Genomic DNA, 25,818 nt, shown 5'->3' on the forward strand with positions numbered 1-25,818 from the left:
ATATCCCGCGGGGGCGTGTACGCCCCCGCCCTGCGCCCGGGGAACACGGAGGACATCCGTGCCCGGGGCGTCGCTGACGCTTCTTCGCGGTGCGGCCAGCCCACCCATCCCGGCCATCGGTCAGCGAAACCGCTGAATATGGCGGATAACCGCCCGCTCATCTCTCACCGCGGCATAACGTCGACTTCGACCGGAGACCCCGCGTCGTGGCGTTACGCCGGATCATTTCCGCCTACGTCACGCAATGGCGCGCGACAGGAGTCAGAGGACAATGCAGAACAAGCTGGACGAAGCCAAAGCCGAGCTGCTCACACGAGCGGCCCGGGTAGCTGAGAACAGCCCGGCCGGGGGCCGCCTACCGAGTGGCGCACCAGCCGGGTCGAAGGGCAAGAAGGCCACGACCGACCAGGACACGGCCCTTGCGTTCCTCCAGCGCTACTACCTGCACACCGCCCCGGAGGACCTTGCCGACCGCGACCCGGTCGACGTCTTCGGAGCAGCCTTCTCCCACTACCGTCTTGCCGAGAACCGCCCGCAGGGCACGGCCAACGTCCGCGTGCACACCCCGACCGTCGAGGAGAACGGCTGGACGTGCAGCCACTCCGTCGTCGAGGTGGTCACCGACGACATGCCGTTCCTGGTGGATTCGGTCACCAACGAGCTCACGCGGCAGGGGCGCGGCATCCACGTCGTCATCCACCCCCAGGTCGTCGTACGACGGGACGTGACCGGCAAGCTCCTCGAGGTCCTCACGAGCCCCGGCGCGGAGCGCCCGCACGACGCCGTCACCGAGTCCTGGATCCACGTCGAGATGGACCGTGAGACCGACCGCGGGGACCTGAAGCAGATCAGCGCCGATCTGCTGCGCATCCTCTCGGACGTGCGCGAGACCGTCGAGGACTGGGAGAAGATGCGCGACGCCGCGCTGCGCATCGCCGACGAACTCCCCACCGAGCCGACCGCCGACGACCTGCGCGACCAGGAGGTCGACGAGGCCCGCGAGCTGCTCCGCTGGCTCGCCGACAACCACTTCACGTTCCTGGGCTTTCGTGAGTACGACCTGACGCAGGACGACTCGCTCGCCGCCGTGCCCGGCACCGGCCTCGGCATCCTGCGCGCCGACCCGAAGCACGAGGGCGAGGAGGACCATCCGGTCAGCCCCTCCTTCAGCCGGCTGCCCGCGGACGCGCGCGCCAAGGCCCGCGAGCACAAGCTGCTCGTGCTGACCAAGGCCAACAGCCGGGCGACCGTCCACCGGCCGTCCTACCTCGACTACGTCGGCGTGAAGAAGTTCGACGCCGAGGGCAACGTCATCGGTGAGCGGCGCTTCCTCGGGCTCTTCTCGTCCGCCGCGTACACCGAGTCCGTGCGCCGGGTGCCCGTCATCCGCCGCAAGGTCCAGGAAGTGCTCAAGGGCGCGGGCTTCTCGCCCAACAGCCACGACGGGCGTGACCTCCTCCAGATTCTGGAGACCTACCCCCGCGACGAGCTTTTCCAGACCCCGCCCGACGAGCTGCGCTCCATCGTCACGTCCGTGCTGTACCTCCAGGAGCGCCGCAGGCTGCGGCTCTACCTGCGCAAGGACGAGTACGGCCGCTACTACTCCGCCCTCGTCTACCTGCCGCGTGACCGCTACACCACCGGCGTGCGCCTGCGGATCATCGACATCCTCAAGGAGGAGCTCGGCGGCACCAGCGTCGACTTCACCGCCTGGAACACGGAGTCGATCCTCTCCCGGCTGCACTTCGTGGTCCGTGTCGCGCCCGGCGGCGGGCTCGCGGAGCTCACCGACGCCGACACCGACCGCATCGAGGCCAGGCTCGTCGAGGCCGCCCGCTCCTGGGCCGACGGCTTCGGCGAGGCGCTGACCGCCGAATGCGGCGAGGAGCGCGCCGCCGAGCTGCTTCGCCGCTACTCCGGCGCCTTCCCCGAGGGCTACAAGGCCGACCACTCGCCGCGCGCCGCCGTCGCCGACCTCCAGCACCTGGAGCAGCTGAAGCAGGGGCACGAGGACTTCGCCCTCAGTCTGTACGAGCCGGTGGGCGCCGCTCCCGGCGAGCGCCGCTTCAAGATCTACCGCTCGGGCGGCCAGGTCTCGCTCTCCGCGGTCCTTCCGGTGCTCCAGCGCCTGGGCGTCGAGGTCACGGACGAGCGCCCCTACGAGCTGCGCTGCACGGACCGTACGAACGCCTGGATCTACGACTTCGGCCTGCGCCTGCCCAAGTCGCAGAACGGCAACGGCGACTATCTCGGCGACGACGGCCGCGAGCGCTTCCAGGAGGCCTTCGCCGCCGCCTGGACTGGCGAGGCCGAGGTCGACGGCTTCAACTCCCTCGTCCTGCGCGCCGGACTCAACTGGCGGCAGGCGATGGTCCTGCGCGCCTACGCCAAGTACCTGCGCCAGGCCGGCTCCACCTTCAGCCAGGACTACATGGAGGACACCCTCCGCAACAACGTCCACACCACTCGCCTCCTCGTCTCGCTCTTCGAGGCGCGGATGTCGCCGGACCGCCAGCGCGCCGGGACCGAGCTGACCGACGGGCTCCTCGAAGAGGTGGACGGCGCGCTCGACCAGGTCGCGTCGCTCGACGAGGACCGCATCCTGCGGGCCTTCCTCACCCTCATCAAGGCGACGCTGCGCACGAACTTCTTCCAGGAGGCCGTGGGCGGCAAGCCGCACAACTACGTCTCCATGAAGTTCGACCCGCAGGCCATCCCCGACCTCCCCGCGCCGCGTCCGGCGTACGAGATCTGGGTGTACTCGCCGCGCGTCGAGGGCGTGCACCTGCGCTTCGGCAAGGTCGCCCGCGGTGGCCTTCGCTGGTCCGACCGGCGCGAGGACTTCCGTACGGAGATCCTCGGCCTGGTCAAGGCGCAGATGGTGAAGAACACCGTCATCGTGCCGGTCGGCGCCAAGGGCGGCTTCGTCGCCAAGCAGCTGCCCGACCCGTCCGTGGACCGCGACGCGTGGCTCGCCGAGGGCGTGGCCTGCTACAAGACGTTCATCTCGGCGCTGCTCGACATCACCGACAACCTCGTCGCGGGCGAGGTCGTGCCGCCGGCCGACGTCGTGCGCCACGACGAGGACGACACCTACCTCGTGGTCGCCGCCGACAAGGGCACCGCGACGTTCTCGGACATCGCGAACGAGGTCGCCCAGTCCTACAACTTCTGGCTCGGCGACGCCTTCGCCTCCGGCGGCTCCGCCGGTTACGACCACAAGGGCATGGGCATCACCGCCCGCGGCGCCTGGGAGTCCGTCAAGCGGCACTTCCGGGAGCTGGGCACCGACACCCAGTCCGAGGACTTCACGGTCGTCGGCGTCGGCGACATGTCCGGTGACGTGTTCGGCAACGGCATGCTGCTCTCCGAGCACATCCGCCTGGTGGCCGCCTTCGACCACCGGCACATCGTCATCGACCCGAAGCCGGACGCCGAGACGTCCTACGCGGAGCGCCGCCGCCTCTTCGAGCTGCCGCGCAGCTCCTGGGCGGACTACAACAAGGAGCTGCTCTCCGCGGGCGGCGGGATCTTCCCGCGCAGCGCCAAGGCGATCCAGCTGAACAACCACATCCGCGAGGCGCTCGGCATCGAGCGGGGCATCGCGAAGATGACCCCGGCCGACCTGATGAAGGCGATCCTCCAGGCGCCGGTCGACCTGCTGTGGAACGGCGGCATCGGTACGTACGTGAAGTCGTCGGCCGAGTCGAACAGCGACGTCGGCGACAAGGCGAACGACGCGATTCGCGTGAACGGCGCCGATCTGCGCGTCAAGGTCGTCGGCGAGGGCGGCAACCTCGGCCTGACCCAGCTGGGCCGCATCGAGTTCGCGCGGGCCGGCGGGCGCATCAACACCGACGCCATCGACAACAGCGCGGGCGTGGACACCTCCGACCACGAGGTGAACATCAAGATCCTGCTCAACTCGGTCGTCGCGAACGGCGACATGACCGTCAAGCAGCGCAACAAGTTCCTCGCCGCGATGACGGACGAGGTCGGGACCCTGGTCCTGCGCAACAACTACGCGCAGAACACCGCCCTGTCGAACGCGGTCTTCCAGTCCCCCTCGCTCCTCCACGCCCACCAGCGCTTCATGCGGCGCCTCGGCCGTGACGGTCACCTGAACAGGGACCTGGAGTTCCTGCCCAGCGACCGGCAGATCCGTGAGCTCCTGAGCTCCGGGCGCGGGCTCAGCCAGCCCGAGCTCGCCGTGCTCCTCGCCTACACGAAGATCACGGCGGCCGACGAGCTGATCCAGACGACGCTGCCGGACGACGACTACCTGCGCGGGCTGCTTCACGCGTACTTCCCGCAGGCCCTCAGGGAGAAGTTCCCCGAGCAGGTCGACGGGCACGCGCTGCGCCGCGAGATCGTCACCACGGTGCTCGTCAACGACACGGTGAACACCGGTGGTTCGACCTTCCTGCACCGGCTGCGCGAAGAGACGGGTGCCTCCCTGGAGGAGATCGTCAGGGCGCAGCTCGCGGCCCGTGAGATCTTCGGTCTGAGCAAGGTCTGGGACGCGGTCGAGGCGCTCGACAACGTGGTGGCGGCCGACGTGCAGACGCGCATCCGGCTGCACTCGCGCCGCCTCGTCGAGCGCGGCACGCGCTGGCTGCTCAACAACCGGCCGCAGCCGCTCCAGCTCGCCGAGACCATCGACTTCTTCAGCGAGGGTGTCGCCGAGGTCTGGACCGAGCTGCCCAAGCTCCTGCGCGGCTCCGACCAGGAGTGGTACCAGGGCATCCGCGACGAGCTGACGGGCGCGGGCGTCCCCGACGAACTCGCCCAGCTGGTCGCCGGGTTCTCCTCGGCCTTCCCGTCGCTCGACATCGTCGCGATCGCCGAGCGCACGGACAAGGAGCCGCTGGCCGTCGCCGAGGTCTACTACGACCTCGCGGACCGGCTGCGGATCACCCAGCTTATGGACCGCATCATCGAGCTGCCGCGGGCCGACCGCTGGCAGTCGATGGCCCGCGCGTCGATCCGCGAGGACCTCTACGCGGCGCACGCCGCCCTGACGGCAGACGTGCTCGCCGCCGGGAACGGCGAGGACACTCCCGAGCAGCGCTTCAAGGCCTGGGAGGAGAAGAACGCGGCGATCCTGAGCCGGTCGCGGGCGACCCTGGACGAGATCCAGAGCTCGGACGCGTTCGACCTGGCGAACCTGTCGGTCGCCATGCGGACGATGAGGACGCTGCTGCGGACCCACTCGTAATCCGCCGTACGCCGAGGGGGCGCCCCGGGCCTGATGGTCCGGGGCGCCCCCTTTCGCGTACCCCCTCTTTCGCGTATCCGGACTAGGCCAAACACACCCCCCTGAAGGGCGCTAATCGGTCAATAGCGATAATTATGAGGATGAGCTGGTATGCGACTGGAGGGACACATGGGAGCGATAGGTGAGCGGGTGACGCCGCAGGCGAGGCCCGATGTGTCCGTCGTGGTGATCGTCTACAACGACGCCGAGCGGCTGCCGACCGCCGTACAGTCAGTGCTCGACCAGACGCTGCACGGCGTCGAGATCGTCATCGTCGACGACTGCAGCACGGACGACTCGTACGCGACGGCGCAGCGCCTCGCCGCCGAGCACCCCGAGCGCGTGCGGGCCTACCAGCTGCCGGAGAACAGCGGCGCGGGCGGCGAGCCCCGCAACGTGGGCATCGGATACACCGTCGGCCGCCACGTGATGTTCCTCGACAGCGACGACGTCCTGGAGCGCAACGCCTGCCGCAACCTCCTCGAAGCCGCCGAGCGCGACGGCTCCGACATCGTCTCCGGGCTCTGCGTACGCCTGTCGATGGACACCCGCAACAAGAAGCGCGACCAGTGGTACCCCTGGCTCTACGCCACGACCCGCACCCTGGAGTCGGTCACCGAGCTGCCCGACCTGTTCGTCTGGGACACCCTCTCCACGAACAAGCTCTACCGCCGCGACTTCCTCGTCGAGAACAGCCTCCGCTTCCCCAAGGGGATGTTCTACGAGGACCTGATGTTCATAGCCGAGGCCTACCTCGCGGCCGAGCGCATCACCCTCATCCCGAACCAGGTCTACTTCTGGCACGTCCACGAGCGCGCCGCCGCCAAGTCGGTCACCAACCGGCGCCACGAGATGACCAACTTCCGGCACCGCCTGGAGATCCACCGCAGGATCGACGCGCTGCTCGCGGAGCGCGGCCTCGACGAGCTGCGGCTCTTCAAGGACATCAAGTTCCTCAAGCACGACCTCGTCCTCCACCTGCGCGACCTGCCGTTCCGCGACGACTCCTACCGGCAGGAGTTCGCCGGACTCGCCCGCGACTATCTCGCCGGTCTCGACCGCGCCGCGTACGACGAGGTGCAGCCCATCCAGGCCATCTGCGCCTACCTCCTGGAGCGGGGCGACTGGGCGAACCTGCTGCCCGCCGTCGACACCCTCACCAACCGCGACAAGATCTCCTCGCCGCTCGCCGAGCGGGACGGCCGCGTGTACTGGTGCGCCGAGCACCTCGACGACCCGTTCGGCCGCAGGGTCCTCGACGTGACCGAGCTCGGCTATCACGGCAAGCGCTTCGACCAGATGTTCCTGCGCAATGTGCTCACGCGGTACGAGGAGTCGGCGGGCACCGTCCGGATGGCGGGCCGCATCGCCAACCCGCTCGGCATCGTGGGTCCGGACGCCGCGCTCACCGCCGAGCTGGAGTTCACCGCGCGCCGTCGCAGCCTGCAGTCCTTCCGGTTTCCGGTCTCGGTCGTGCGGTACGAGGGGGAGGCGGTGACCTGGGAGGCCTCGGTCGACCTCGCCCGGCGGCTGCGTCCGCTCGGCGTCGTCGACGCGGTGTGGGACGTACGCCTGCACCTCACCGCCGACGGCGTACGCACCAGGACGCGGCTCACCGCCTGCGACCCGGGGCTCGCCCAGGGGCGGCTCCCGGTGCGGCCGAGGCTGACCCGCCTGGTCGCCGACCACATGGAGCCCGAGGTCTCGCAGCGCGGCCACCTCGCGTTCCGGCTCGTCACGAGGGACGCGGCGAGCGGCCGTATCCAGGACCTGGTGGCGCGCGGCACCCGGGGCGTGCCGGGACGGCTGGCCAAGTCCGGTTTCCGCAGGGCGAAGAAGCTGCGCAAGGATCTCACCTCCGGCAGGAACAAACTGCGCGTGTACGACGAGGTGTTCAGCCGCCTTCCCGTGCGCAAGGGCACGGTCGTCTTCGAGAGCCACCTCGGCAAGCAGTACAGCGACAGCCCGCGCGCGATCTACGAGGAGATGCGGCGCCAGGGTCTCGAATTCGACGCCGTGTGGTCGTATGCCGGGAGTCCCGAGGGCTTCCCCGGGGACGCGACACTGGTGCGGCGCTGGTCGCTGCCTTACCTGCGGGCCCTGGCGCAGGCCGAGTTCTGGGTCGACAACCAGAGCTACCCCCTCAAGCTCACCAAGCGGCCGGAGACCACGTACATCCAGACCTGGCACGGCTCGGCGCTCAAGCGCATGGGCTTCGACGAGCCCGCGTGGAAGCTGCGCGGCAAGGCGCGCCAGGACGAGCAGGAGCGGGTGCTCGGCCGCTTCGACCGCTTCCTGATCCGCTCCGAGCACGACGTGCGGACCCTCGCGAAGGCCCTGCGCCTGAAGGAGAAGGTGCTGCTGCGGGTCGGCTACCCGCGCAACGACGCACTGGTGCGGGCGAAGCGGCTGGAGGACGCGAGCGGCGTGCGCGAACGCGGGCCGCTGGCAGCCGAACTCGGCATACCCGAGGACAAGCAGGTGCTCCTCTACGCGCCGACCTTCCGCAGGCACGGCGGACGGCACGGGCGCTTCGCGCTGCCCTTCGACGTCGAGCGTTTCGCGGAGGAGTTCGGCGACCGGTACGTGCTGCTCGTGCGCTCGCACTACCTCAACCACGTGGTGCTCCCGCCGTCCGTGCGGGGCCGCGTCATCGACGTCTCCGCGCACCACGACGTCACACCGCTCTACCGGCTCGCCGACGCGATGATCACCGACTACTCCTCCGTGATGTTCGACTACGCCCTCCTCGACCGGCCGATGCTGTTCTTCGTCTACGACTACGAGGAGTACGTCCACGAGGGCCGGGGCACCTACTTCGACCTGCGGGAACGGGCTCCTGGCCCGGTGGTCGACACCGAGGACGAGCTGTTCGCGGCGCTGAAGGCGCTGGACGAGCAGGTGCTTGAGTACGGGCCGGCGAGGGCGCGATTCGTGGCCGAGTTCGGCGAGTACGACCGGGGCGATGCCGCCAGGAGCGTCGTCGATCAGTTCTTCTCGCACTGGAGCGCCAAGTGAGTCAGACAGTGAGCGAGGCAGCGAGCCCGACGGCGCAGCGGACACGCGACATCTTCTTCGTCTCCAACAGCGTCAACGAGCTGGGCGGGATCACCAGTTGGTCCCACCAGATGGCCGGACTCTTCGCCGGGCGCGGCCACCGCGTGCACGTCATCGGCATCACCGAGCCCGGCGAACCGCAGGACATCGGCACGGACCTGCCCTACCCCACCACGACCCTGTACGACGAGCATCCGCCGCGCGTCGGACCGGCGCGCGGCATCAAGGGGCGGCTCAACGTGGCCGAGCGCAGGCTGCGCGCGCGGCGCGAGCGGGGCATGCACGAGCAGGCCGCCAAGCTGACCGCGCTGTTCGCGCAGGCAGGACCCGGCGCCGTCGTCATCGTCACGCAGGTGTGGGCGATGGAGTGGGTCGAACTGGCCGACACCAGCGGCCTGTTGGTCATCGGCATGAGCCATGAGTCGTTCGGCTACTCGCAGGCGTCCTCGCGCGGCGCGCGCGTGCGCAAGCACTACAAGGACATCGACCGGATGCTCGCGCTGACCCGCGAGGACGCCGATCTGTGGATCAGACGCGGCCTGAACAACGCGTCCTTCATGCCGAACCCGCTGCCGTTCATGCCCGAGGTGCCCTCGCGGCGCACCGAGAAGATCGTCACCAGCATCGGCAGGCTGCACGACCAGAAGGGCATCGACATGCTCCTGGACACCTGGGCGGAGGTCGCGCCGCTGCACCCGGACTGGAAGCTGCGGATCTATGGCTCCGGCGAGGACGAGGAGCAGCTCAAGAAGCAGTGCACCGCCCTCGGCCTCGACGGCTCCGTGGAATGGATGGGACGGACGAGCGACGTTCCGGGCGCGCTGCGGGGCGGATCGGTGTTCGTGCAGTCGTCACGGGGCGAGGGCTTCCCGCTCGCGCTGATGGAGGCGATGGCCACGGCGGTGCCGTGCGCCGCGTTCGACTGCGCGCCGGGCGTGCACGAGATCGTCCGGGACGGGGAGGACGGGCTGCTCGCGCGGCTCGGCAACACCGGTGAACTGGCGCGCAGGCTGGACACGTTGATGTCCGACAAGGAGCTGCGGGACCGGATGGGGGAGCTGGCCAGGGTGAACATCCAGCGCTACACGACCGAGGCGGTCGTGCGGCGGTGGGAGGAGCTTTTCCTCTTCCTGGAGCGGTGAGTTGGCTTCCGGGCGGTGGGTTGGCTTCCGGGCGGTGAGGGTTATTTCTTGCCGCCCGTGAAGCGCTCGTACTCCTTCAGGACGTCCGCCGTCGGGCCGTCCATGCGCAGCTCGCCGTGCTCCAGCCAGAGCACGCGCTCGCAGGTGTCGCGGATCGACTTGTTGTTGTGGCTGACCAGGAAGACCGTGCCCGCGCGCTTGCGCAGCTCGCGGATGCGGGCCTCCGAGCGCTTCTGGAAGGAGCGGTCGCCGGTCGCGAGTGCCTCGTCGATGAGCAGTACGTCGTGGTCCTTGGCGGAGCCGATGGAGAAGCGCAGACGGGCCGCCATGCCGGAGGAGTACGTGCGCATGGGCAGCGTGATGAAATCGCCCTTCTCGTTGATGCCGGAGAAGTCGACGATCTCCTGGTAGCGCTCCTGCACCTGCTGCGGGGACATCCCCATCGCCAGGCCGCCGAGGCGGACGTTGCGCTCGCCGGTCAGGTCGTTCATCAGGGCCGCGTTCACGCCGAGCAGTGAGGGCTGGCCGTCGGTGAAGATGCGGCCGTTCTCGACGGGAAGGAGCCCCGCGATCGCCTTCAGGAGGGTCGACTTGCCCGAGCCGTTCGTGCCGATCAGGCCGATGGCCTCGCCCTTGCGGGCGGTGAAGGAGACCTTCTTGACGGCGTGCACCTTGCGTACGCCGGATTCTTCGCGGGCCTTGCCGCGCTTGAGGATGCGGGTGAGTGCGGCGGTCGCGCTGCCGCGGCCGGAGGGGGAGCCGGCGCCGTGCACCCGGTAGACGATGTCGACTTCGTCGACGATGACCGTGGGGGCGGGGGTGTGGGTGGGGGTGGGCGCCGGGTGATCGGTCGCTGTGGTGGTTGCTGTCGTCTCAGCCACGGCCGTACGTCTCCTCTGCCTTCCAGAAGTAGATGAACCCGCCGACTCCGGCGAGCAGCGCCCAGCCGATGGCCCAGGCCCAGGCGAGATGCGGGAGCTGGTCCCAGTGGAAGCTGTCGATGAGCGCGAAGCGCATCAGGTCGATGTAGATGGCGGCGGGATTGCACTCCAGGAGGACCTGGAGCACGTGCGGCAGGTGCTGGTCCTTGAGGACCGCGTCGATGCTCCACATCACGCCGGACACGTACATCCACGTACGCAGTACGAACGGCATCAGCTGGGCGATGTCCGGGGTCTTGCTGCCCAGACGGGCCATGACGAGGGCCAGACCCGTGTTGAACATGAACTGAAGGACCAGGACCGGGACCACCAGGAACCAGGACAGCGTCGGCGGGACGCCGAAGCAGAGCAGGATCACGACCAGCGCGCCCATGGAGAACAGGAGCTGCTGGAGCTGCTGGAGGCTGAACGAGATCGGCAGCGCGGCCCGCGGGAAGTGCAGGGCACGGACCAGGCCGAGGTTGCCGGCGATGGCGCGGGTGCCGGCCATCACCGAGCTCTGCGTGAACGTGAAGATGAAGACGCCGGTGACCAGGAACGGGACGTAGTCGGGGACGTCGTGCCTGGTGTTCATCAGCAGGCCGAAGATGAAGTAGTAGACCGCCGCGTTCAGGAGCGGCGTCATCACCTGCCAGACCTGGCCCAGCTTCGCCTGGCTGTACTGGGCGGTGAGCTTGGCGGTCGCGAAGGCGGTGATGAAGTGGCGGCGCTGCCACAGCTGCCGGACGTACCCGGGGAGCGTGGGGCGGGCGCCGCTGACGGTCAGGCCGTGCAGGGCGGCGAGCTCGGCGGGGTCGGGTGCGGCGGCCGCGGGGCGGTGCGGTGCCGGTGGGGCGTCGAGGACCTGACTCACGTCCGCTGCTTTCACTCGGGAGCCGTGGGGTGCGAATGTTCCGGACTTGTCCGTGCCGGACCTACGTCCGCGCCGAACCTACGTCCGTGCCGGATTTACGTCGGGACGGGTCCGTATCGTCGCTACGTCGAGAGTAGGACCAAGCGACGTCGGAACGCAACCGTATCGTCGTCACGTTCTATGCTGTCCGTATGACGACGAGCAGGCCAGGAGATGAACAACCGCCCGGGCAGCCGCGCCGCAGGGCGCCCGCCGGGGCCGCGGTGCTCCGCGAGGACGTGACCGAGGCCATCCGGGCGGCCGTCTTCGAGGAGCTTGCGGCGGTCGGGTACGCGCGCATGTCCATCGAGGGCATCGCGCGCCGCGCGGGCGTCGGCAAGACCGCGGTCTACCGCCGCTGGCGCTCCAAGCTGCATCTCGTGCTCGACCTGGTGTCGGCGATAGCGGTCCAGGGCCTGCCGACGCCGGACACCGGCTCCCTGGAGGGAGATCTGCGGCTCCTGTACGAGGTGACGTCGCGTGCCCTGCGCCATCCCGTGGCCTCGCAGGTGATCCCGGATCTGCAGGCGGAGGCGGCACGCAACCCGGAGATCGCGGAAGCGCTGCAGAAGGCGCTGCGGGAGGGGCAGCACGGGGTGGCGAACGGCATCGTGCGGGCCGCCGTCGCGCGGGGCGAGGTGCGGGACGGGGTCGACGAGGACCTCGCCCTCGACCTGGTGTCGGGGCCGCTCTACTGGCGGTCCGTGGTGGTGCGGGCCGAGCTGCCCAAGGGATACCTGGGCAGCCTCGCCGCGGCTACGGGGGCGGCGCTGCGGGCGTTGTGAGTCCGGGCTCGGGGCTGCTCAAGGCTCTGAGTACCGGGCTCAGGGCTGGGGGTGCCGCTCCCGCATCAGGAACAGGGCCGTGCCGGAACCGAGCGTGGCGACGCCGGTGCAGACGCTGATCAGGACCTGCTGCACGCCGTCGAAGGCGAAGCTGGTGGAGACGTTGGCGACGAGGGCGATCGCGAGGACGAGCCAGAGCATGGCCTTCATGGCGGGCCTTTCGGTGTGGTGTGTGGTGGGTGGTGTGCGGGACGCGGTGCGCGGTGTGCGATGTGCGGTGTGATCAACTCTCCCGGAGCGCGTACGGATTGACGATGGTGCGTTCTCCCGGGCCGGGGGTGTAGCGCGCTACACCATCCGCCGGGGAGCGGCCTCGCCCGCGTGTGCGAGCGGGGTCGCATAGCCTCGTGACCCATGACCATGCGGGAGACGCTGCGGCGTACGGAACGTGCCCTGGAGCATCTGGGCGTGGCGGCGCTGCTCTCCCTGGCTTCGTACCTCTTCGTCGGAGTCATCCTCCTCACCCTCGTCCTGATGCTCACTGTCGTCGGCGCGGGTGTCATGCCCGAGACGGTCCTCATGCTGCGCCGGATGGCCGGCTTCAAGCGGCGCCGCGTCGCCCTCTGGACGGGCAGGGAGATCCCCGAGGCGTACGTGCCGCTGACCGGCACGCTCGGCCGGCGGGTACGGGCGGGGGTCACGGACCCGGCGACGTACCGCGATCTGCGCTGGCTCGGCCTGCACTTCGTCTACGGCTGGCTGCTCCTTTACGTCGCGCTGCCGGTGTTCATCGTCGGGATGCTGGTCGACGGCGTGTGGTGCGGGCTGCTCGGCCGCCGGGCGGTGGTGCTTCCGCTGGTGGCGCGTATCGCCGATCTGGAGGCGGCCTGGTCGGGGGCGCTGCTGCGGGCCTCACCGGAGGCGGAGCGCGCCGCGCGGCTCACCGAGCGGGTCGAGGAGCTGACCGTCACGCGGGCCGGCGCCGTCGCCGCGCACGGGGCCGAACTGCGGCGCATCGAAAGGGACTTGCACGACGGTACGCAGGCGCGGCTCGTCGCGATGTCGATGCGGGTGGGGCTCGCGCGGCGGGCCTTCGACAAGGACCCCGAGACGGCGCGGCAACTCCTCGCCGACGCGCAGGACCAGGCCGACGAGGCGCTGACCGAACTCCGGCATGTCGTGCGCGGGATTCATCCGCCGATCCTGACGGACCGGGGTCTGGTCGGTGCGGTGCGTGCGCTCGCCGCGAGCAGCGGGCTCGATGTGGCGGTGCGGGCGGAGGGCGTCGACGAGGGGGCGCGGGCGCCCGCCGCCGTGGAGGCGGCGGCGTACTTCGTGATCGCGGAGGCGCTGACCAACGCGGCCAAGCACAGCGGTGCGCGGAAGGCCGCGGTGGAACTTTCGCGTACGGGCGGGATGTTGAGGATCTCGGTATGTGACGAGGGGCGGGGCGGGGCCGACGACTCGGGCGGCAGTGGGCTGCCCGGGATGCGGCGCAGGGTCGCCGCGCTCGACGGGACCGTGGAAGTGGTGAGCCCCGTCGGGGGGCCGACCGTGATCGAAGTGGAGCTGCCGTGCGCGTGGTGATCGCCGAGGACAATGCGCTGCTGCGGGAGGGGATGGTGCTGTTGCTGTCCTCCGCGGGGCACGAGGTGGTGGCGGTGGCCGCGAGCGGGCCGGAGGTGTTGCCGGCGCTCGTCGAGCACCGCCCCGACGTGGCCGTGCTCGACGTGCGGATGCCGCCGGGGTTCCGGGACGAGGGGCTGCGGGCCGCGCTGGCGGCGCGGCAGGAGATTCCGGGGCTCCCGGTGCTTGTGCTGTCGCAGTACGTGGAGGAGACCTACGCCGCCGAGCTGCTCGGCGGGGGCGCGAGCGGGGTCGGCTATCTGCTGAAGGACCGGGTGGGGCGGGTCGACGAGTTCCTGGACGCGCTGGAGCGGGTCGCCGGGGGCGGGACGGCGTTGGACCCCGAGGTGGTGACGGAACTCCTCACCCGGCGGCGGGACGATCCGCTCGACTCGCTGACGCCTCGCGAGCGGGAGGTGCTCCAGCTGATGGCGGAGGGCAGGGACAACGGGACGATCGCGTCGTCGCTGGTGGTGTCCGACCGCGCGGTCAGCAAACACATCGGCAACGTCTTCGCGAAACTGGGCCTGCCCCCGACCGACAGCGGGCATCGCCGGGTGCTGGCCGTACTGGCGTACTTGAACCGGGGGTAGGGGCGGGGGCCGGTGCGGTCCGGGCGTCTGGGGTATGCGTCCTCGCTTCTGATTGCCGGGTGCGGGTGCGGGGCCCGCTCTCCCGTAGTTGAGGCACGTCGCCGCCCGCCTGCCCCACCCATGCCTCGCATCTGCCCGATGACGCGGGGTAATCGGGCGGGTGGGTGGGAGAGCTTGTTCGGTCGGGGTGAGCGGCGGGACCGCCGTCCCACCGCCGACCCGGTCAACGCCCCTGCGCGGGAAAGCGGCCCCGCAGCGCCCGCCGGGCCGGCGGAAACGTGCCCGCGGCCGTCGTCGCCGCGACCACCAGAACAAGCAGCCCCGCATGCGTCGCCGCCACGTGCGGCACCGTGCGGGCCACCGCCGCGCCGAAGGCGAGGAGAGGGACCAGGGCCACCACGCCGCCCACGGCGAGCCCCGTGACCGCCGAGGCCGCCGCCTCCAGGCCCAGCATGCGGCGCAGCTGCCCCCGCCCCGCCCCCGCGAGCCGCAGCAGGGCGAGCTCGGGGCGCCGCCCGACGGTGATGAGACACAGCGTGCTGAGGACGGCGATGACCGTGAAGCCGCCGATCGCGCCGACCGCCGCCACGCTCACCACCTCGCCCGGCGCCTGGTCCTCCGGCACGAGCGGCCCGGACGCGGGGGCCGTCACCACCGTCGCCCCGGGGGCCGCCGCCCGCAGGGCCCCCGCAGCGCTGCCGTCCGCCGCGACCAGGATCCGGGTCGGCGCCGCCGTATGCCGGAGCAGCTGTTCGTGGGAGAAGAGGAAGCCGCCGAGCGCCAGTTCCCGGTCGTACGTCGCCACCACCCGCAGCCGCGCCTCGACCCCGTCCCCGAACCGCACCGTCACCGTCGAGCCGGTGCCCGCGTCCAGGGAGCGTGCCTGGTCCCGGCCGACCGCCACCGTGCCGGGGCGCAGATCGTCGATGTCGCCGTCCCGGACACCGGGGTCCAGCGTCCGGGCGAGGCCGCCGGGCGTGACGCCGAGCACCGGCAGGCGGTCAAGGCGGGGCGAGCCCGTCTCGCGGCGGGCCAGGACCACCGTGCTGCGCGTGACGGCGGTCGCGGCCGTCACGCCGGGCGCAGTGCGGACCCGCTCCAGCGTGCCCCCCGGCAGACCGCCCGCCGCGGTCACCGCGAAGTCCGCCCGCGCCGCGTCCCGCGCCTGCGCGTCCGCCGCCCGCGTCATCGTCGTACCCGCGGAGAGCTGGACCAGGACGAACGCCGTCACCAGGATGACCGGCGTGATCGCCGCCCCCGAACGCCCGGCCGCGGCGGCGCAGTTGGCCGCCGCCAGCTGTCCTGCCGCGCCGCCGAACCTGCGCATCGGCGCCCCGAGCACCCGCATCGCGCCCTCCGCGATCCACGGACCGAGCAGCGCGCACCCGATGACGAGCACCACCGCCGCGGCTCCGGCGGCGGCCGTCGCTGTCTCGCCCCGCTGGAGCGTCGCGGTGCCCGCCGAGCTCGCGCCGAGGAACAGCAGGACAAGACCGCTGATCCGGCGGGCCCTGCCCGGCGCCGCCTCCCGCAACGCCTCCGCGGGCCGCGCCTTCGCCGCCCTCGCGCACGCGATCAGCGCCGCGATGCGAGCGGTGAGGACCGTCAGGCCCGCGGTCACGAGTGGGGCAGGCAACAGCCAGGGCGGGAGCGGCAGTTCCAGGCCCGGCGGCAGCGCGCCGCGGGCGTCGAGGAGCGCGCGCAGGCCGAGGAAGGCGGGGATCGCACCGACCGCTCCCACCAGCGCCGCGACCGCCGCGACCCGCCCCACCTCCCGGCCGGCCGCGCCCCGCAGCTGCCGCGGCGTCGCACCGACCGCCCGCAACAGGCCCAGCTCGCGGGAGCGCTGCCGCAGCGCCTGCACGATCGTCGACGACACGACGAGCAGCGCGACGAGTACGACGGTGGCGGCGACGGAGGCGAGCAGCGCGAGCATGCCCGCGCGGGCGGGGGCGGCCTCAAGGAACTCGGCGCCGCCGCGCCCGTTCCCCGTCAGGACACGCAGCCCGGCCCCGTCTCCGTCCGCCCGCTGCCCCACGCTGCTGAGGCCGGCGGCGTCCAGGGCGTGCCGTACGCGCGCGTGGAGGGCGGACGTGCTGGTGCCGGGGTCCGCCGTGACGCCTATCGCCGCCACCGATCCGGGGTGACCGGCCAGGCGGCGCGCCTCGGCGGAGGTGAAGTAGACGGCGGCGCGCGGGCCTTCGGCGGCCCCGGTCACCCGGTACGTGGCGTCGGTGCCTGACACGCGTACGGTGATCCGGTCGCCGACGCGGGCGGTTCCCCCGCCCACGACGACCTCGCCCGCGTGCTTCGGGCCGCCCCCGTCTCGTAGGACATGCGGAGCCAACCGGGCGGCGGGCCACGGACGTCCGGTGGCCGGAGCGCCCCGCACGCCCACCCGGAAGACCTCGTCCGCGACGGCCGCACGGACCCCGGAGACCTGCCGCACGGCTGCCAGCGCCGCCCGCGGCACCCGCACCCGCTCGGTCAGGCCCGCTGTCGCCGTCTCGGGGTCGCCGCCCCAGGGCTTGGCCGTGAAGCGGGTGCTCTGATCGCCGGTGACGACGAGGTCGGCGGCGGCGTAGCGCTCCACGCGCGCGTGCCCGAGTCCCGCCGACGCGAGTGCCAGGCCGAAGGAGCCCAGGAGCAGGGAGGTGAGGGCCAGGGCGGCGAAGACCGCGGCCCAGGCCTTGCGGTGCATCCGGGCGGCGCGCGAGGCGAGGAGCCGCGTGACGTTCGGCTTCTTCTTCATGCCGCCGCCCGCCCCAAGTCGCGCATGACGGCGTGCACTTGAGTGCTGTCCGGCTGGAGGAGGCGGGTGGCCACGTGTCCTGCGGAGAGGAACAGCACCTCGTCCGCCCGGGCCGCGGCGGCCGGGTCGTGGGTCACCATCACCACGGTGTGGCCGTCCTGGTCGACGGCCCGGCGCAGCAGCGCGAGCACGCCGTGCGCGGTCACGGGGTCGAGGGCGCCGGTGGGCTCGTCGGCGAAGACGACTTCCGGGCGGGTGACCAGGGCGCGGGCGATGGCCACGCGTTGCTGCTGGCCGCCGGAGAGTTCGGCGGGACGGTCGTCCCCGCGGTCGCCGAGCCCTACCTCGGCGAGGCCGAGCGAGACGCGGCCGTCGTCGGGCTCGCCGCCGAGGAGCAGGGGCAGTGCGACGTTCTCGGCGACGCTGAGCGAGGGCACGAGATTGTGCGCCTGGAACACGAAGCCGACGCGTTCGCGCCGCAGCCGGGTGAGGGCGGCTTCCTTCAGGGAGCCGATGTCCGTGCCCCCGATGCGTACGGTCCCGGCGCTTGGCCGGTCGAGCCCCGCCGCGCACTGGAGCAGCGTGGACTTGCCGGACCCGGAGGGCCCCATCACGGCGAGGAACCGCCCGCGCGGCACAGCGAGTCGGAGGGGAGCGAGCGCGGCGGGGCCGCCGCGTCGGTAGGTCCGGGTCACCCCGTCGAGCCGGAGCGCGTCGACCCCGCCCGAGGGGTCGTCCTCCAGAGTCCCCGGGGTCACCGAGGTCACCGCCGCGGAACCTTGCCGTCTGAACATCTGCGGGTACTCCCTCGCGCCGACCGCCACTGCCACCGGAAACGCTAGGCAGCGGGGGGTCGGGGGACGAGAGAGCACAGTCCCGGAGCGGGGGTGTAGCCGGCTCCACCACCGGCCAGGGGGCTACCCCCGGTCGGCCCACCCCGCCCACGCCGAAGCCACCATCTCGCGCACGTCCCGCTTCGCCGACCAGCCGAGTTCCGTGGCGGCCCGGTCCGCCGACGCCACGACACGGGCAGGGTCGCCGGGGCGGCGGGCGGTCACGGTGGCCGGGCGGTCGTAACCGGTGACCTCGTTGATCAGGGCGGCCATCTCCCGGACGGAGACGCCCTCGCCGCGGCCGATGTTGAGCGTCAGGTCGGTGCCGCGCGCGGCCGCGGCCAGCGTGCGGGCCGTCGCCACGTGGGCCTCCGCCAGGTCGGCCACGTGGATGTAGTCGCGTACGCACGTACCGTCCGGCGTCGGGTAGTCCGCGCCGAAGACGCGCGGCGACTCGCCGGCCGTGAGCTTCTCGAAGACCATCGGGATCAGGTTGAAGACGCCCGTGTCCGCGAGGTCGGGGCTCGCCGCGCCCGCCACGTTGAAGTACCGCAGGGACGCGGTCGACAGGCCGTGCGCCCGGCCCGTCGCGCGGACCAGCCACTCGCCGGCCAGCTTCGTCTCGCCGTACGGGCTCATCGGGAGGCAGGGCGTCTCCTCCGTCACCAGGTCCACGTCCGGCATGCCGTACACCGCGGCCGACGAGGAGAAGACGAAGGAGGCGACGCCGGCTTGCGTCACGGCCGAGAGGAGGACCCGCAGGCCCTCCACGTTCTCGTGGTAGTAGTGCAGGGGCATCTCCACCGACTCGCCCACCTGCTTCTTCCCCGCCAGGTGCACGACACCGGTGACGGCGTGCTCCCTCAGCGTGCGGGACAGCAGATCCGCGTCCAGCGTCGAGCCGGTCACCAGCGGCACGCCCCGCGGCACGCGCTCGGCGACGCCCGTGGACAGGTCGTCGTAGACCACGGCCCGCTCGCCCGCCTCCGTCATGGCGCGGACCACGTGTGCCCCGATGTAGCCGGCGCCGCCGGTGATCAGCCAGGTCATCGTCAGTGGGCCCTTCCCTGTCGTCTCGTCCCGGGCGGCGTCGTGCGTCGTCGCCGGCCGGACGTGCAGTCTCGCAGAGCCCCCTGTACGGCCCGCGTCAGCGCCCGCCGCCGCCCACCCACCGCGCGAGGCGCCTGCGCACCACCCCGGCGACGCCCCGCAGCCCCGGCGCGAGCCGCACCGCGAGGTTCCCGGCCTGCGTGGCGTACGGCTGGGCGAGGAGCAGGCCCCGGCGTGAGGGCAGCGCCGTGCGCCGCAGCAGTCCCGGCCCCGCGACCGCCCGCGCCGTCGTCTCGCGCGCCGTCCCGTCACGGAAGTGCAGGCGCAGCCGCAGATCCCAGACGCCGCCGCCGAGCGAGCCGAGGTCGAGGACGACCCGGGTCACCCAGCTGTCCGTCTCCTCGGCGTCCCCGGAATCGGACGGGTTGAGCGCGGTCGTGCGGCGCAGCACCGGGCCCTCGCCGTCGCGCGGCACGAGTTCCACGTCGACCGTGGTCGGGCCCGCCTCGGCCACCCTTCCGTACAGCTCGTGCAGCCGCAGCGTCAGGCGGCTGCCGTGCGCGCGGGGGCGCAGTTCGGCGTCCACCGCGAGGGGGAGCAGCCGGATCGGGCGGACGAGCAGGTGGTCCAGGGTGACCTGCGGCAGGTCGGGGGACCAGACGGGCGTGGTGCCGTCGGGCGCGAGGGCGTAGGGGGGCGAGAGGCGGGCCGGGCGGGCGGCCACCTCCTGGAGGCGGGGCAGGTCGCGCGGCCCCGGGGAGGCCAGGATCACGCGGGCGATGACTCTGCCGGGTGCGGGCGCCGCTTCCAGGTCGGCCGTGTCGAACGTCGCGAGGTAGGCGCGGGTGAGCGTCCACCACTCCTCGCGGTACTGCGGGCCGCGCGTGGTGAGTTCACGCGCGTACATCCGCAGGCTGTGGTCGACGAACTTCGCGCGGGACGCCTGCGCGAGCCGCTTTCCCGCCGTGCCCGTCGGGCTCCGCGCCTCCCGCAGGATGTCGACGGCCTTGCGGTGCGCGTCCATGCGGGCCTGCCAGTTGCCGATGCCCGAGCGGTCCAGGGAGATCGACAGCTTGGCCGCCGTGCGGCGCACGTTCCACACGTAGACGGGGTCCGTGATCAGCGCGATGCGCGGGCCCGCGGCGAGGACGCGGGCCGTGAAGACGAAGTCCTCGTACGTGAAGCGGCCCTCGGGGAAGCGGATCGCGTGCTTTCGCAGGAAGTCGGTGCGGTAGAGCTTGTTGACGCAGAGGGTGTCGTGGACCAGGCGGGTGCGCAGTTCGGGACGGGCGATGAGCCGGTCCTTCGTGTAGAGCATGGGCTGCCAGGGCGTCTCGCGTCCGGAGGGCAGCTCGCGGCGCACGCACAGGCCGGTGACCACTTCGGCGTCGTGCCGCGCGGCGGCCTTGAGCAGGGCGTCCACCGCGCCGGCGGGCAGGACGTCGTCGCTGTCGAGGAACATCACGTACGGGGACGTGGTGGCCTCGATCCCGTCGTTGCGGGGAGTGCCGCAGCCGCCGCTGTTGGTGGCCCGGCGGATGACCCTGACGCGTGGGTCCTCCCGCGCGAGGGCCGCGAGCAGTTCGCCGCTGCCGTCCGTGGAGCAGTCGTCGACGGCGATGACCTCGCGGACGGCGGGGCCCTGGGCGAGGGCCGAGCGCACGGCGTCCGCGACGTGCGCGGCGTCGTTGTAGCCGATCACGACGACGCAGACCAGGGGCGACGGGGGCGGGAGAGACAGAGAGAGGTCCACGGGGGAAATTTTAGGGGTTACTGGTAATTATCCGATTAGGGGGTCTTCTACTGTTTCGTGTCTCCGCCGCCCACGCGCGCGAGCACCTCCCCGGTCCGCGGCCCCCACGCCACCACCACGGCCTCCTTCGGCACCTTCTGGTCGGGCGTGAGGAGCAGCCAGCGCACGTCGTAGCGGCGGACGATCCGCTCGCGTTCGGTGCGGGACGAGTCGGGGGCGAGGTAGTCGCGCACCTCCTGGAGGCGGTGGTTGCGCGTGTCCTCGTCCAGTGAGGTGTCCGGCCAGGCGGGGGCGACGAGGTTGGCGCCGTACGCCGGGACGGAGCGGGTGGGGTAGTAGCCGTTGGTCAGGACGACGTCCCCCCGGTGCATCCGGCTCACCGCCCAGCCGTAGCCCGGCCAGCGCGGCGGCTGGTCGAAGCCCACCGGGTCCAGGGCGCGCGGCACGACCGCCCCGGCCTGGAGCGTGAAGAAGCCGACGGCCGCGCCGGTGGCCGCGACGCCCGCGAGCGCCGTCCGCCACCGTCGCCAGGGCCGCGGCGCCGCGAGCTCGATCGCGAGGGCGAACTGGAGCGGGACGAGGGTCAGGCCCAGGATGCGGCCGTAGGTGTAGTGGCCGCTGAACCAGCCGTACGCCACGACCGCGCAGTCCAGGACGAACATCAGGACCAGGGGGTCGCGGGGGTTCTTGCGGCACCTGAGGGCGAGCGCGGGCAGGCCGAGGAGGGCGAGCCAGAATCTCTGGGGCATCTCGGTGTAGAGCTGCCGGTGGATCCAGTCGACGCTCTCGTCTCCGACCAGCGAGAACACGGAGTAGTACGGCCAGCTCGCCGCGATCACCGCCGCCGTCACGGCGGTCACCGCCCACTTCCACAGCCCGGGCAGGGGCCGCCGGGCCGAGGCCGCGAGCGCCACGACGCCGATCACCGCCGCCACGGAGGAGATCGGGTGGACGAGCAGGATCACCCCGCAGAGCGCGCCGAGCCCCGCGTACGGCCAGGGGCTCCGGGGCTCCCGCGACTTGGCGAGCGAACCGGCCCACCCCCACGCCCAGAACGCCAGGCCGATCGCGAACGTCGACGGGTAGGCGAGATTCCCCGTCATCGACATCAGGCCGAGGTAGCCGCTCCACCACGCCATCCGGGTGCCCCAGAGCACGACCATGGCGAACAGGGCGAGCACGGGCGCCCATTGACGAGGCGTCAGGACCCGTACGAAGCGGCCGAGGCCCGTCAGGAGCACGAGGAGGTTCAGCGGCCCCGCGAGCTTCACGACCTCCCAGCCCGCGAGCCCCGTCACTCGCGCGAAGACGCCCTGTGCCACCGCGTACGGCGAGTAGTACGGGCTGCCCGCGCCCGGCAGGTCCGCCATCGGGTGGCGCGGGTGCAGCAGGTTGTCCTTGAGCCGCTCGACGACCGCCGCGTGCTGTCCGAAGTCGCAGCACATCGGCACCCGCCAGAAGGCGAGGGACATGACGATCCAGAAGAGCCCGCCGAACACGACGTACGGGGTCGGCCGCCACCGCCTGTGTCCGTGCAGCGCCGTCGCGCCGTGGACCTCGCGGCGCGTGCGGAGCCCGGCTCCCCGCGTCGCCATGGTCATCGCATGAGCCTCTCCGCGACGCGGGCCGCGGCCTGCCCGTCGTCCAGGTCGCAGTAGGCCTCGCGGAACGCCGTGTACGCGTCGGCGTGCCGGGCCGTGAGCGCGTCGAGGTCGCGCAGTGCCTCGACGACCTCGCCGGTGGAGGCGAGCAGCGGTCCTGGCGCGCTGGTCTCGAAGTCGAGGTAGAAGCCGCGGACCGTGTCGCGGTAGTGCTCCAGGTCGTAGGCGTGGAAGAGCATCGGACGCCCGGTGTGCGCGAAGTCGAACATCAGGGAGGAGTAGTCCGTGACCAACACGTCGGCGATCAGCAGGAGTTCGGCCGTGCGGGGGTGGGACGACACGTCGCGCACGAAGGGCGCGCGGGCTCCGGGCAGGCGGCCCGCCGTCAGCGGATGCTTGCGTACGAGCAGGACGTGGTCGTCGCCGAGCACGCCCTCGGCGGCGGCGAAGTCGAGCGCGGGTTCGTAGCGGAAGCGGCCGGGGGAGTAGGCGAGGTGGTCGCGGTAGGTCGGCGCGTACAGGACGATCCTCTTGCCCGGGTCGATGCCGAGCTCGTGGCGCACGCGTTCGGCGACCTTGCCGCGGTCCTCGGAGAAGAGGACGTCGTTGCGGGGCGATCCCGCTTCCATGACCTCGCCCTCGTAGGCGAGCGCGCGTCCCAGATGGGGAGTGGAGAAGCGGTTCGGGGAGACGAGCACGTCCCACTGCCGGGAGAGCTCGGGCAGGGCGTCGAGGTGGCCGTGGTCGGCGTAGAGGGTGTCGGTGAGGTCGGTGCCGATGCGCTTGAGGGGCGCTCCGTTCCAGGTCTGTACGACGGTCTGCCCGTCCCGCCGCTCGAAGAAGTCGGGCAGGTGGCCCGCGGTGACGATGCGGCGGCAGCGGGCCAGCGCCTCGTACCAGGCGGCGCTGTGCTCCTCCACGCCCGTCGCGCCCGCGGGCACCCGGGTCTGCTGGTCCTGCGTCACCCACAGGTGCTCGACGTCGGTGCCGCGGCGCACCAGTTCCTCGTGGACCGCCCGCGGGGAGTCCCCGTCGAAGTAGAGCACGGCGTCCCGCAGGGCCTCGGTGCGCTGCCGAGGGTAGTGCGCGGTGCGCAGCCGGTGCCGCCGGTAGGCACCCCGCTCCCCGCGCGCGAGCACGGACCCGGCCTCGACGAGCAGCCGGTCCCCGAACCGCCGGTCGACGCTGAACTGGCGCCCGTCGACTTCCCGGTGCAGCGGCAGGGCGGCAGCCGCCGAGGCGAGCAGCCGCACGGGCATGCCGTCCGCGACGTGAGCGGCGGCCTGCGGCTCCGCTGAACGAGCCCCCTCACGCCCGACGCCGGCCCCGGTCCCGCCCCCCGTCTCCCGCAGGAACGCGTACCACCGGCCCTCCCGCAGCACCCCGCCTCCCGGCGCCACCACCCCCCGGAAGCGTCCCGCAGCGCGTTCCACCGGGACCGTTACTTCCTCGTCCCTGCCGCTGTGACGCAGTACCAGTTCCGCCGTGGGCCAGCTCGCGTCGGCCAGCGTGCCCTCGATGGTCAGGGTGCCGTCCTCGCTCCAGGCCACGCGGTCGGCGATCGGCTGGCGGGTCAGTTCGACGACGAGCTGGCCCTGGTCGTTCGCCGAGGCGCAGAGTTCGCGGTCGCCGTCGCGGGAGGCGTAGCGGCCGGGCGGCAGGTCGAGGGTGGCCGCCAGGGACTTCAGCTTGCCGTCCGGCAGGACCAGGTTGGCCTGCCAGCGGTCGCCGTGCGGGGGCTCGACCTCCTTGGGGGCGAGGTGCGGGGTCGGCGCGACGCCCGCCAGGTCCGCGAGACGCACCCGGACGTCGAAGCGGTCGTCGCCCGAGAGCGCCACGGGATAGTCGAACTCCGCCGAGGAGTGCTTGTGCGTCAGGCGCAGTGCCGTCGGGCGCAGATGGCTCGGCAGGTGGCCGCCGAGGACCATGTCGTCGCCGTCCCGGTGATGGGCGTCGACCCGTGCCACGTACTGCTGGATCTTCAGGACCAGGCGGCCCTTGCTGAAGCCGAGGACCAGACGGAGCCCGTCGCCCAGTTCGCGCACGAGCGACTGCGCGGACGCGCTGTCCAGGGGGCGGACCGCGGCCCGCCGCACCGCGCCGTGGCCCGCGACGAGCACGCCGAGCAGCCAGTTGCCCGGCCGCCACCGGCCGCCCGTCTTCAGCTGCTCGGGGTCGATGGTGAGCTCGAACCCGGAGAGGTCGTAGCAGTGCAGCTGCTGCCCGGAGTTCTCCGTGGCCTGCGGGGCGGCGACGGTCCGGGTGGCCACCTTCCGCAACCGGGCCCTGCTGTGCGCCGACTTCAGGACCGCCGCCTTGACGGAGTGGCCGGGCCGCGTCGCCTCCAGGTTGCGCACGTACGCGTATCCGCTGATCCGGAGCAGCCCGTCCGGGCCCCAGCCGGCCTCCCGGACGCGGGCGATGACCGGCAGTTCGCCCCGGCCCAGGCGGGCCAGCTCCTGCGGCACCTTGATGTGCCCGCCCGCGCTGCGCGGATAAGCGGCACTGCGCCGCACGAGTCCCCGGATGCGGAACGCGCTGCCGTTGCGCTGCTCGAAGGTGAGCAGATCGATCAGGTCGTCGGTGCGGCCTTCGCGTACGAGGTGCCATTTCACGCGCAGGGACACCGGGAGGCCCGCGATCACCCCCGGATCCGCGCGGCGCAGGAACGCCGACGCGCCTTTCATGAAGGCGGCGCGGTACTCGGGCCCGCCCATCGGCAGCCCCTGGAGGAAGTACACGAAGTCGTCGCGCAGGCAGGACGTGTCGTACGTCCTGCGCAACTGGGGCGCGTGCTCGGCGAGGAACGCGCTGACATGCGCGCACGCCGCGATCCGGTCCCGTACGCCCTTGACGTCCGTGCGCCGCCGGGTGATGGAGCCCTCGCGCACCCGCCAGTAGTAGACGTGGTCGCTGAGCACGTCCACGGAGCCCGCGAGGAAGTGCGCGGGGATCATGACGGGCGTGTCCTCGTAGAGCTTGCCCTCGGGGAAGGTGAAGCCGTGCCGGTCCCAGAAGGCGCGCCGGAAGACCTTGTTCCAGGCGACGCGGTCGGCGAGCAGCTCCAGGTCACGGCTGATGTGCGTGCGCGAGCGCGGCTCGGTGAGCCATTTGTACTGCCAGGCCTGCTGGCGTCCGCGCTCGTTCAGGCGCCAGACGTTGCCGCTGGCGAAGTCGGAGCCCGTCGAGTCGAGACTCGCGGTCATCCGGGCGTACGCGTCGTGCGGCACGACGTCGTCGCTGTCGACGAACGTCAGGTATTCGGCGGTCGGGGTCGCATGCCGCACCCCGGTGTTGCGGGCGGCGCTGAGCCCCGCGTTCGGCTGGCGCACATAGACGAACCGCGGGTCCTTCGCCGCGAACTCACGGGCGATCAGCGGGCTGCCGTCCGTCGAGCCGTCGTCGACGAGCACGGCCTCCAGATCGGCCATGGTCTGCCCGGCGATCGACTCCAGGCATTCCTCCAGGAACTCCTCGACGTTGTAGATGGGCACGACGACGCTGAGACGGGGCTGCACGAGGACCGGCCTTTCGTA

Annotated in this window: 15 protein-coding genes; 6 read left to right on the forward strand and 9 right to left on the reverse strand. The window is 71.9% G+C overall.

The window, feature by feature from the left end; genetic code table 11:
* The first annotated feature begins 271 nt into the window (after nucleotides 1-271).
* The 3 genes from IE226_RS06805 to IE226_RS06815 all read left to right on the forward strand — a co-directional run bounded on the left by IE226_RS06805 (nucleotide 272) and on the right by IE226_RS06815 (nucleotide 9,456).
* Nucleotides 272-5,218 (forward strand): NAD-glutamate dehydrogenase, encoded by a 4,947-nt coding sequence (locus IE226_RS06805; RefSeq protein WP_190080133.1) that lies wholly within the window; start codon nucleotides 272-274, stop codon nucleotides 5,216-5,218.
* Nucleotides 5,219-5,386: 168 nt separating this feature from the next.
* The gene (locus IE226_RS06810) at nucleotides 5,387-8,275 is read left to right on the forward strand and encodes a bifunctional glycosyltransferase/CDP-glycerol:glycerophosphate glycerophosphotransferase (protein ID WP_229870581.1); all 2,889 of its coding nucleotides are present in this window, start codon (nucleotides 5,387-5,389) and stop codon (nucleotides 8,273-8,275) included.
* Complete coding sequence (locus IE226_RS06815; RefSeq protein ID WP_229870583.1) at nucleotides 8,272-9,456, forward strand: glycosyltransferase; 1,185 nt, start codon at nucleotides 8,272-8,274, stop codon at nucleotides 9,454-9,456. The genes IE226_RS06810 and IE226_RS06815 overlap by 4 nt, the downstream gene beginning before the upstream one ends.
* Nucleotides 9,457-9,497: 41 nt before the next feature.
* Here the strand turns inward: IE226_RS06815 and IE226_RS06820 are convergent, their stop codons facing one another.
* Together IE226_RS06820 and IE226_RS06825 are read right to left on the reverse strand one after the other, a co-directional pair.
* Complete coding sequence (locus IE226_RS06820) at nucleotides 9,498-10,337, reverse strand: ABC transporter ATP-binding protein (protein ID WP_190080135.1); 840 nt, start codon at nucleotides 10,335-10,337, stop codon at nucleotides 9,498-9,500.
* The gene (locus IE226_RS06825; RefSeq protein WP_190080136.1) at nucleotides 10,330-11,250 is read right to left on the reverse strand and encodes an ABC transporter permease; all 921 of its coding nucleotides are present in this window, start codon (nucleotides 11,248-11,250) and stop codon (nucleotides 10,330-10,332) included. The genes IE226_RS06820 and IE226_RS06825 overlap by 8 nt, the downstream gene beginning before the upstream one ends.
* A gap of 191 nt (nucleotides 11,251-11,441) precedes the next feature.
* Between IE226_RS06825 and IE226_RS06830 the strand changes: the two genes are divergently transcribed.
* A complete protein-coding gene (locus IE226_RS06830) occupies nucleotides 11,442-12,074 on the forward strand; it encodes a TetR/AcrR family transcriptional regulator (RefSeq protein ID WP_190080137.1) in 633 nt (210 codons plus the stop codon).
* 39 nt (nucleotides 12,075-12,113) lie between these two features.
* On the opposite strand, the gene IE226_RS06835 is transcribed toward IE226_RS06830, so the two are convergent.
* Nucleotides 12,114-12,284, reverse strand: a complete 171-nt coding sequence (locus tag IE226_RS06835; protein WP_190080138.1) for a hypothetical protein — start codon at nucleotides 12,282-12,284, stop codon at nucleotides 12,114-12,116.
* 210 nt (nucleotides 12,285-12,494) lie between these two features.
* On the opposite strand from IE226_RS06835, the gene IE226_RS06840 reads away from it, so the two are divergent.
* Together IE226_RS06840 and IE226_RS06845 are read left to right on the forward strand one after the other, a co-directional pair.
* Complete coding sequence (locus IE226_RS06840; RefSeq protein ID WP_190080524.1) at nucleotides 12,495-13,661, forward strand: sensor histidine kinase; 1,167 nt, start codon at nucleotides 12,495-12,497, stop codon at nucleotides 13,659-13,661.
* Nucleotides 13,649-14,293, forward strand: coding sequence for a response regulator transcription factor (locus IE226_RS06845; protein WP_190080139.1), 645 nt, complete (start codon nucleotides 13,649-13,651; stop codon nucleotides 14,291-14,293). Before IE226_RS06840 ends, IE226_RS06845 begins: the two co-directional genes overlap by 13 nt.
* A 223-nt stretch (nucleotides 14,294-14,516) precedes the next feature.
* On the opposite strand, the gene IE226_RS06850 is transcribed toward IE226_RS06845, so the two are convergent.
* The 6 genes from IE226_RS06850 to IE226_RS06875 all read right to left on the reverse strand — a co-directional run bounded on the left by IE226_RS06850 (nucleotide 14,517) and on the right by IE226_RS06875 (nucleotide 25,800).
* Nucleotides 14,517-17,045, reverse strand: coding sequence for an FtsX-like permease family protein (locus IE226_RS06850; protein WP_190080140.1), 2,529 nt, complete (start codon nucleotides 17,043-17,045; stop codon nucleotides 14,517-14,519).
* Nucleotides 17,042-17,839, reverse strand: coding sequence for an ABC transporter ATP-binding protein (locus IE226_RS06855; RefSeq protein ID WP_190080141.1), 798 nt, complete (start codon nucleotides 17,837-17,839; stop codon nucleotides 17,042-17,044). The genes IE226_RS06850 and IE226_RS06855 overlap by 4 nt, the downstream gene beginning before the upstream one ends.
* Nucleotides 17,840-17,962: 123 nt before the next feature.
* Nucleotides 17,963-18,928, reverse strand: coding sequence for a UDP-glucose 4-epimerase GalE (gene galE, locus IE226_RS06860; RefSeq protein ID WP_190080142.1), 966 nt, complete (start codon nucleotides 18,926-18,928; stop codon nucleotides 17,963-17,965).
* Between the two features lie 97 nt (nucleotides 18,929-19,025).
* Nucleotides 19,026-20,681, reverse strand: coding sequence for a glycosyltransferase family 2 protein (locus tag IE226_RS06865; protein WP_229870585.1), 1,656 nt, complete (start codon nucleotides 20,679-20,681; stop codon nucleotides 19,026-19,028).
* Between the two features lie 47 nt (nucleotides 20,682-20,728).
* Complete coding sequence (locus IE226_RS06870) at nucleotides 20,729-22,282, reverse strand: hypothetical protein (RefSeq protein WP_373306895.1); 1,554 nt, start codon at nucleotides 22,280-22,282, stop codon at nucleotides 20,729-20,731.
* Entirely contained in the window at nucleotides 22,279-25,800 is a 3,522-nt protein-coding gene (locus IE226_RS06875) for a bifunctional glycosyltransferase/CDP-glycerol:glycerophosphate glycerophosphotransferase (RefSeq protein ID WP_190080143.1), read from the reverse strand. Before IE226_RS06875 ends, IE226_RS06870 begins: the two co-directional genes overlap by 4 nt.
* Nucleotides 25,801-25,818: the final 18 nt, after the last annotated feature.

Source organism: Streptomyces longisporoflavus (assembly GCF_014649775.1).
GTDB lineage: Bacteria > Actinomycetota > Actinomycetes > Streptomycetales > Streptomycetaceae > Streptomyces > Streptomyces longisporoflavus.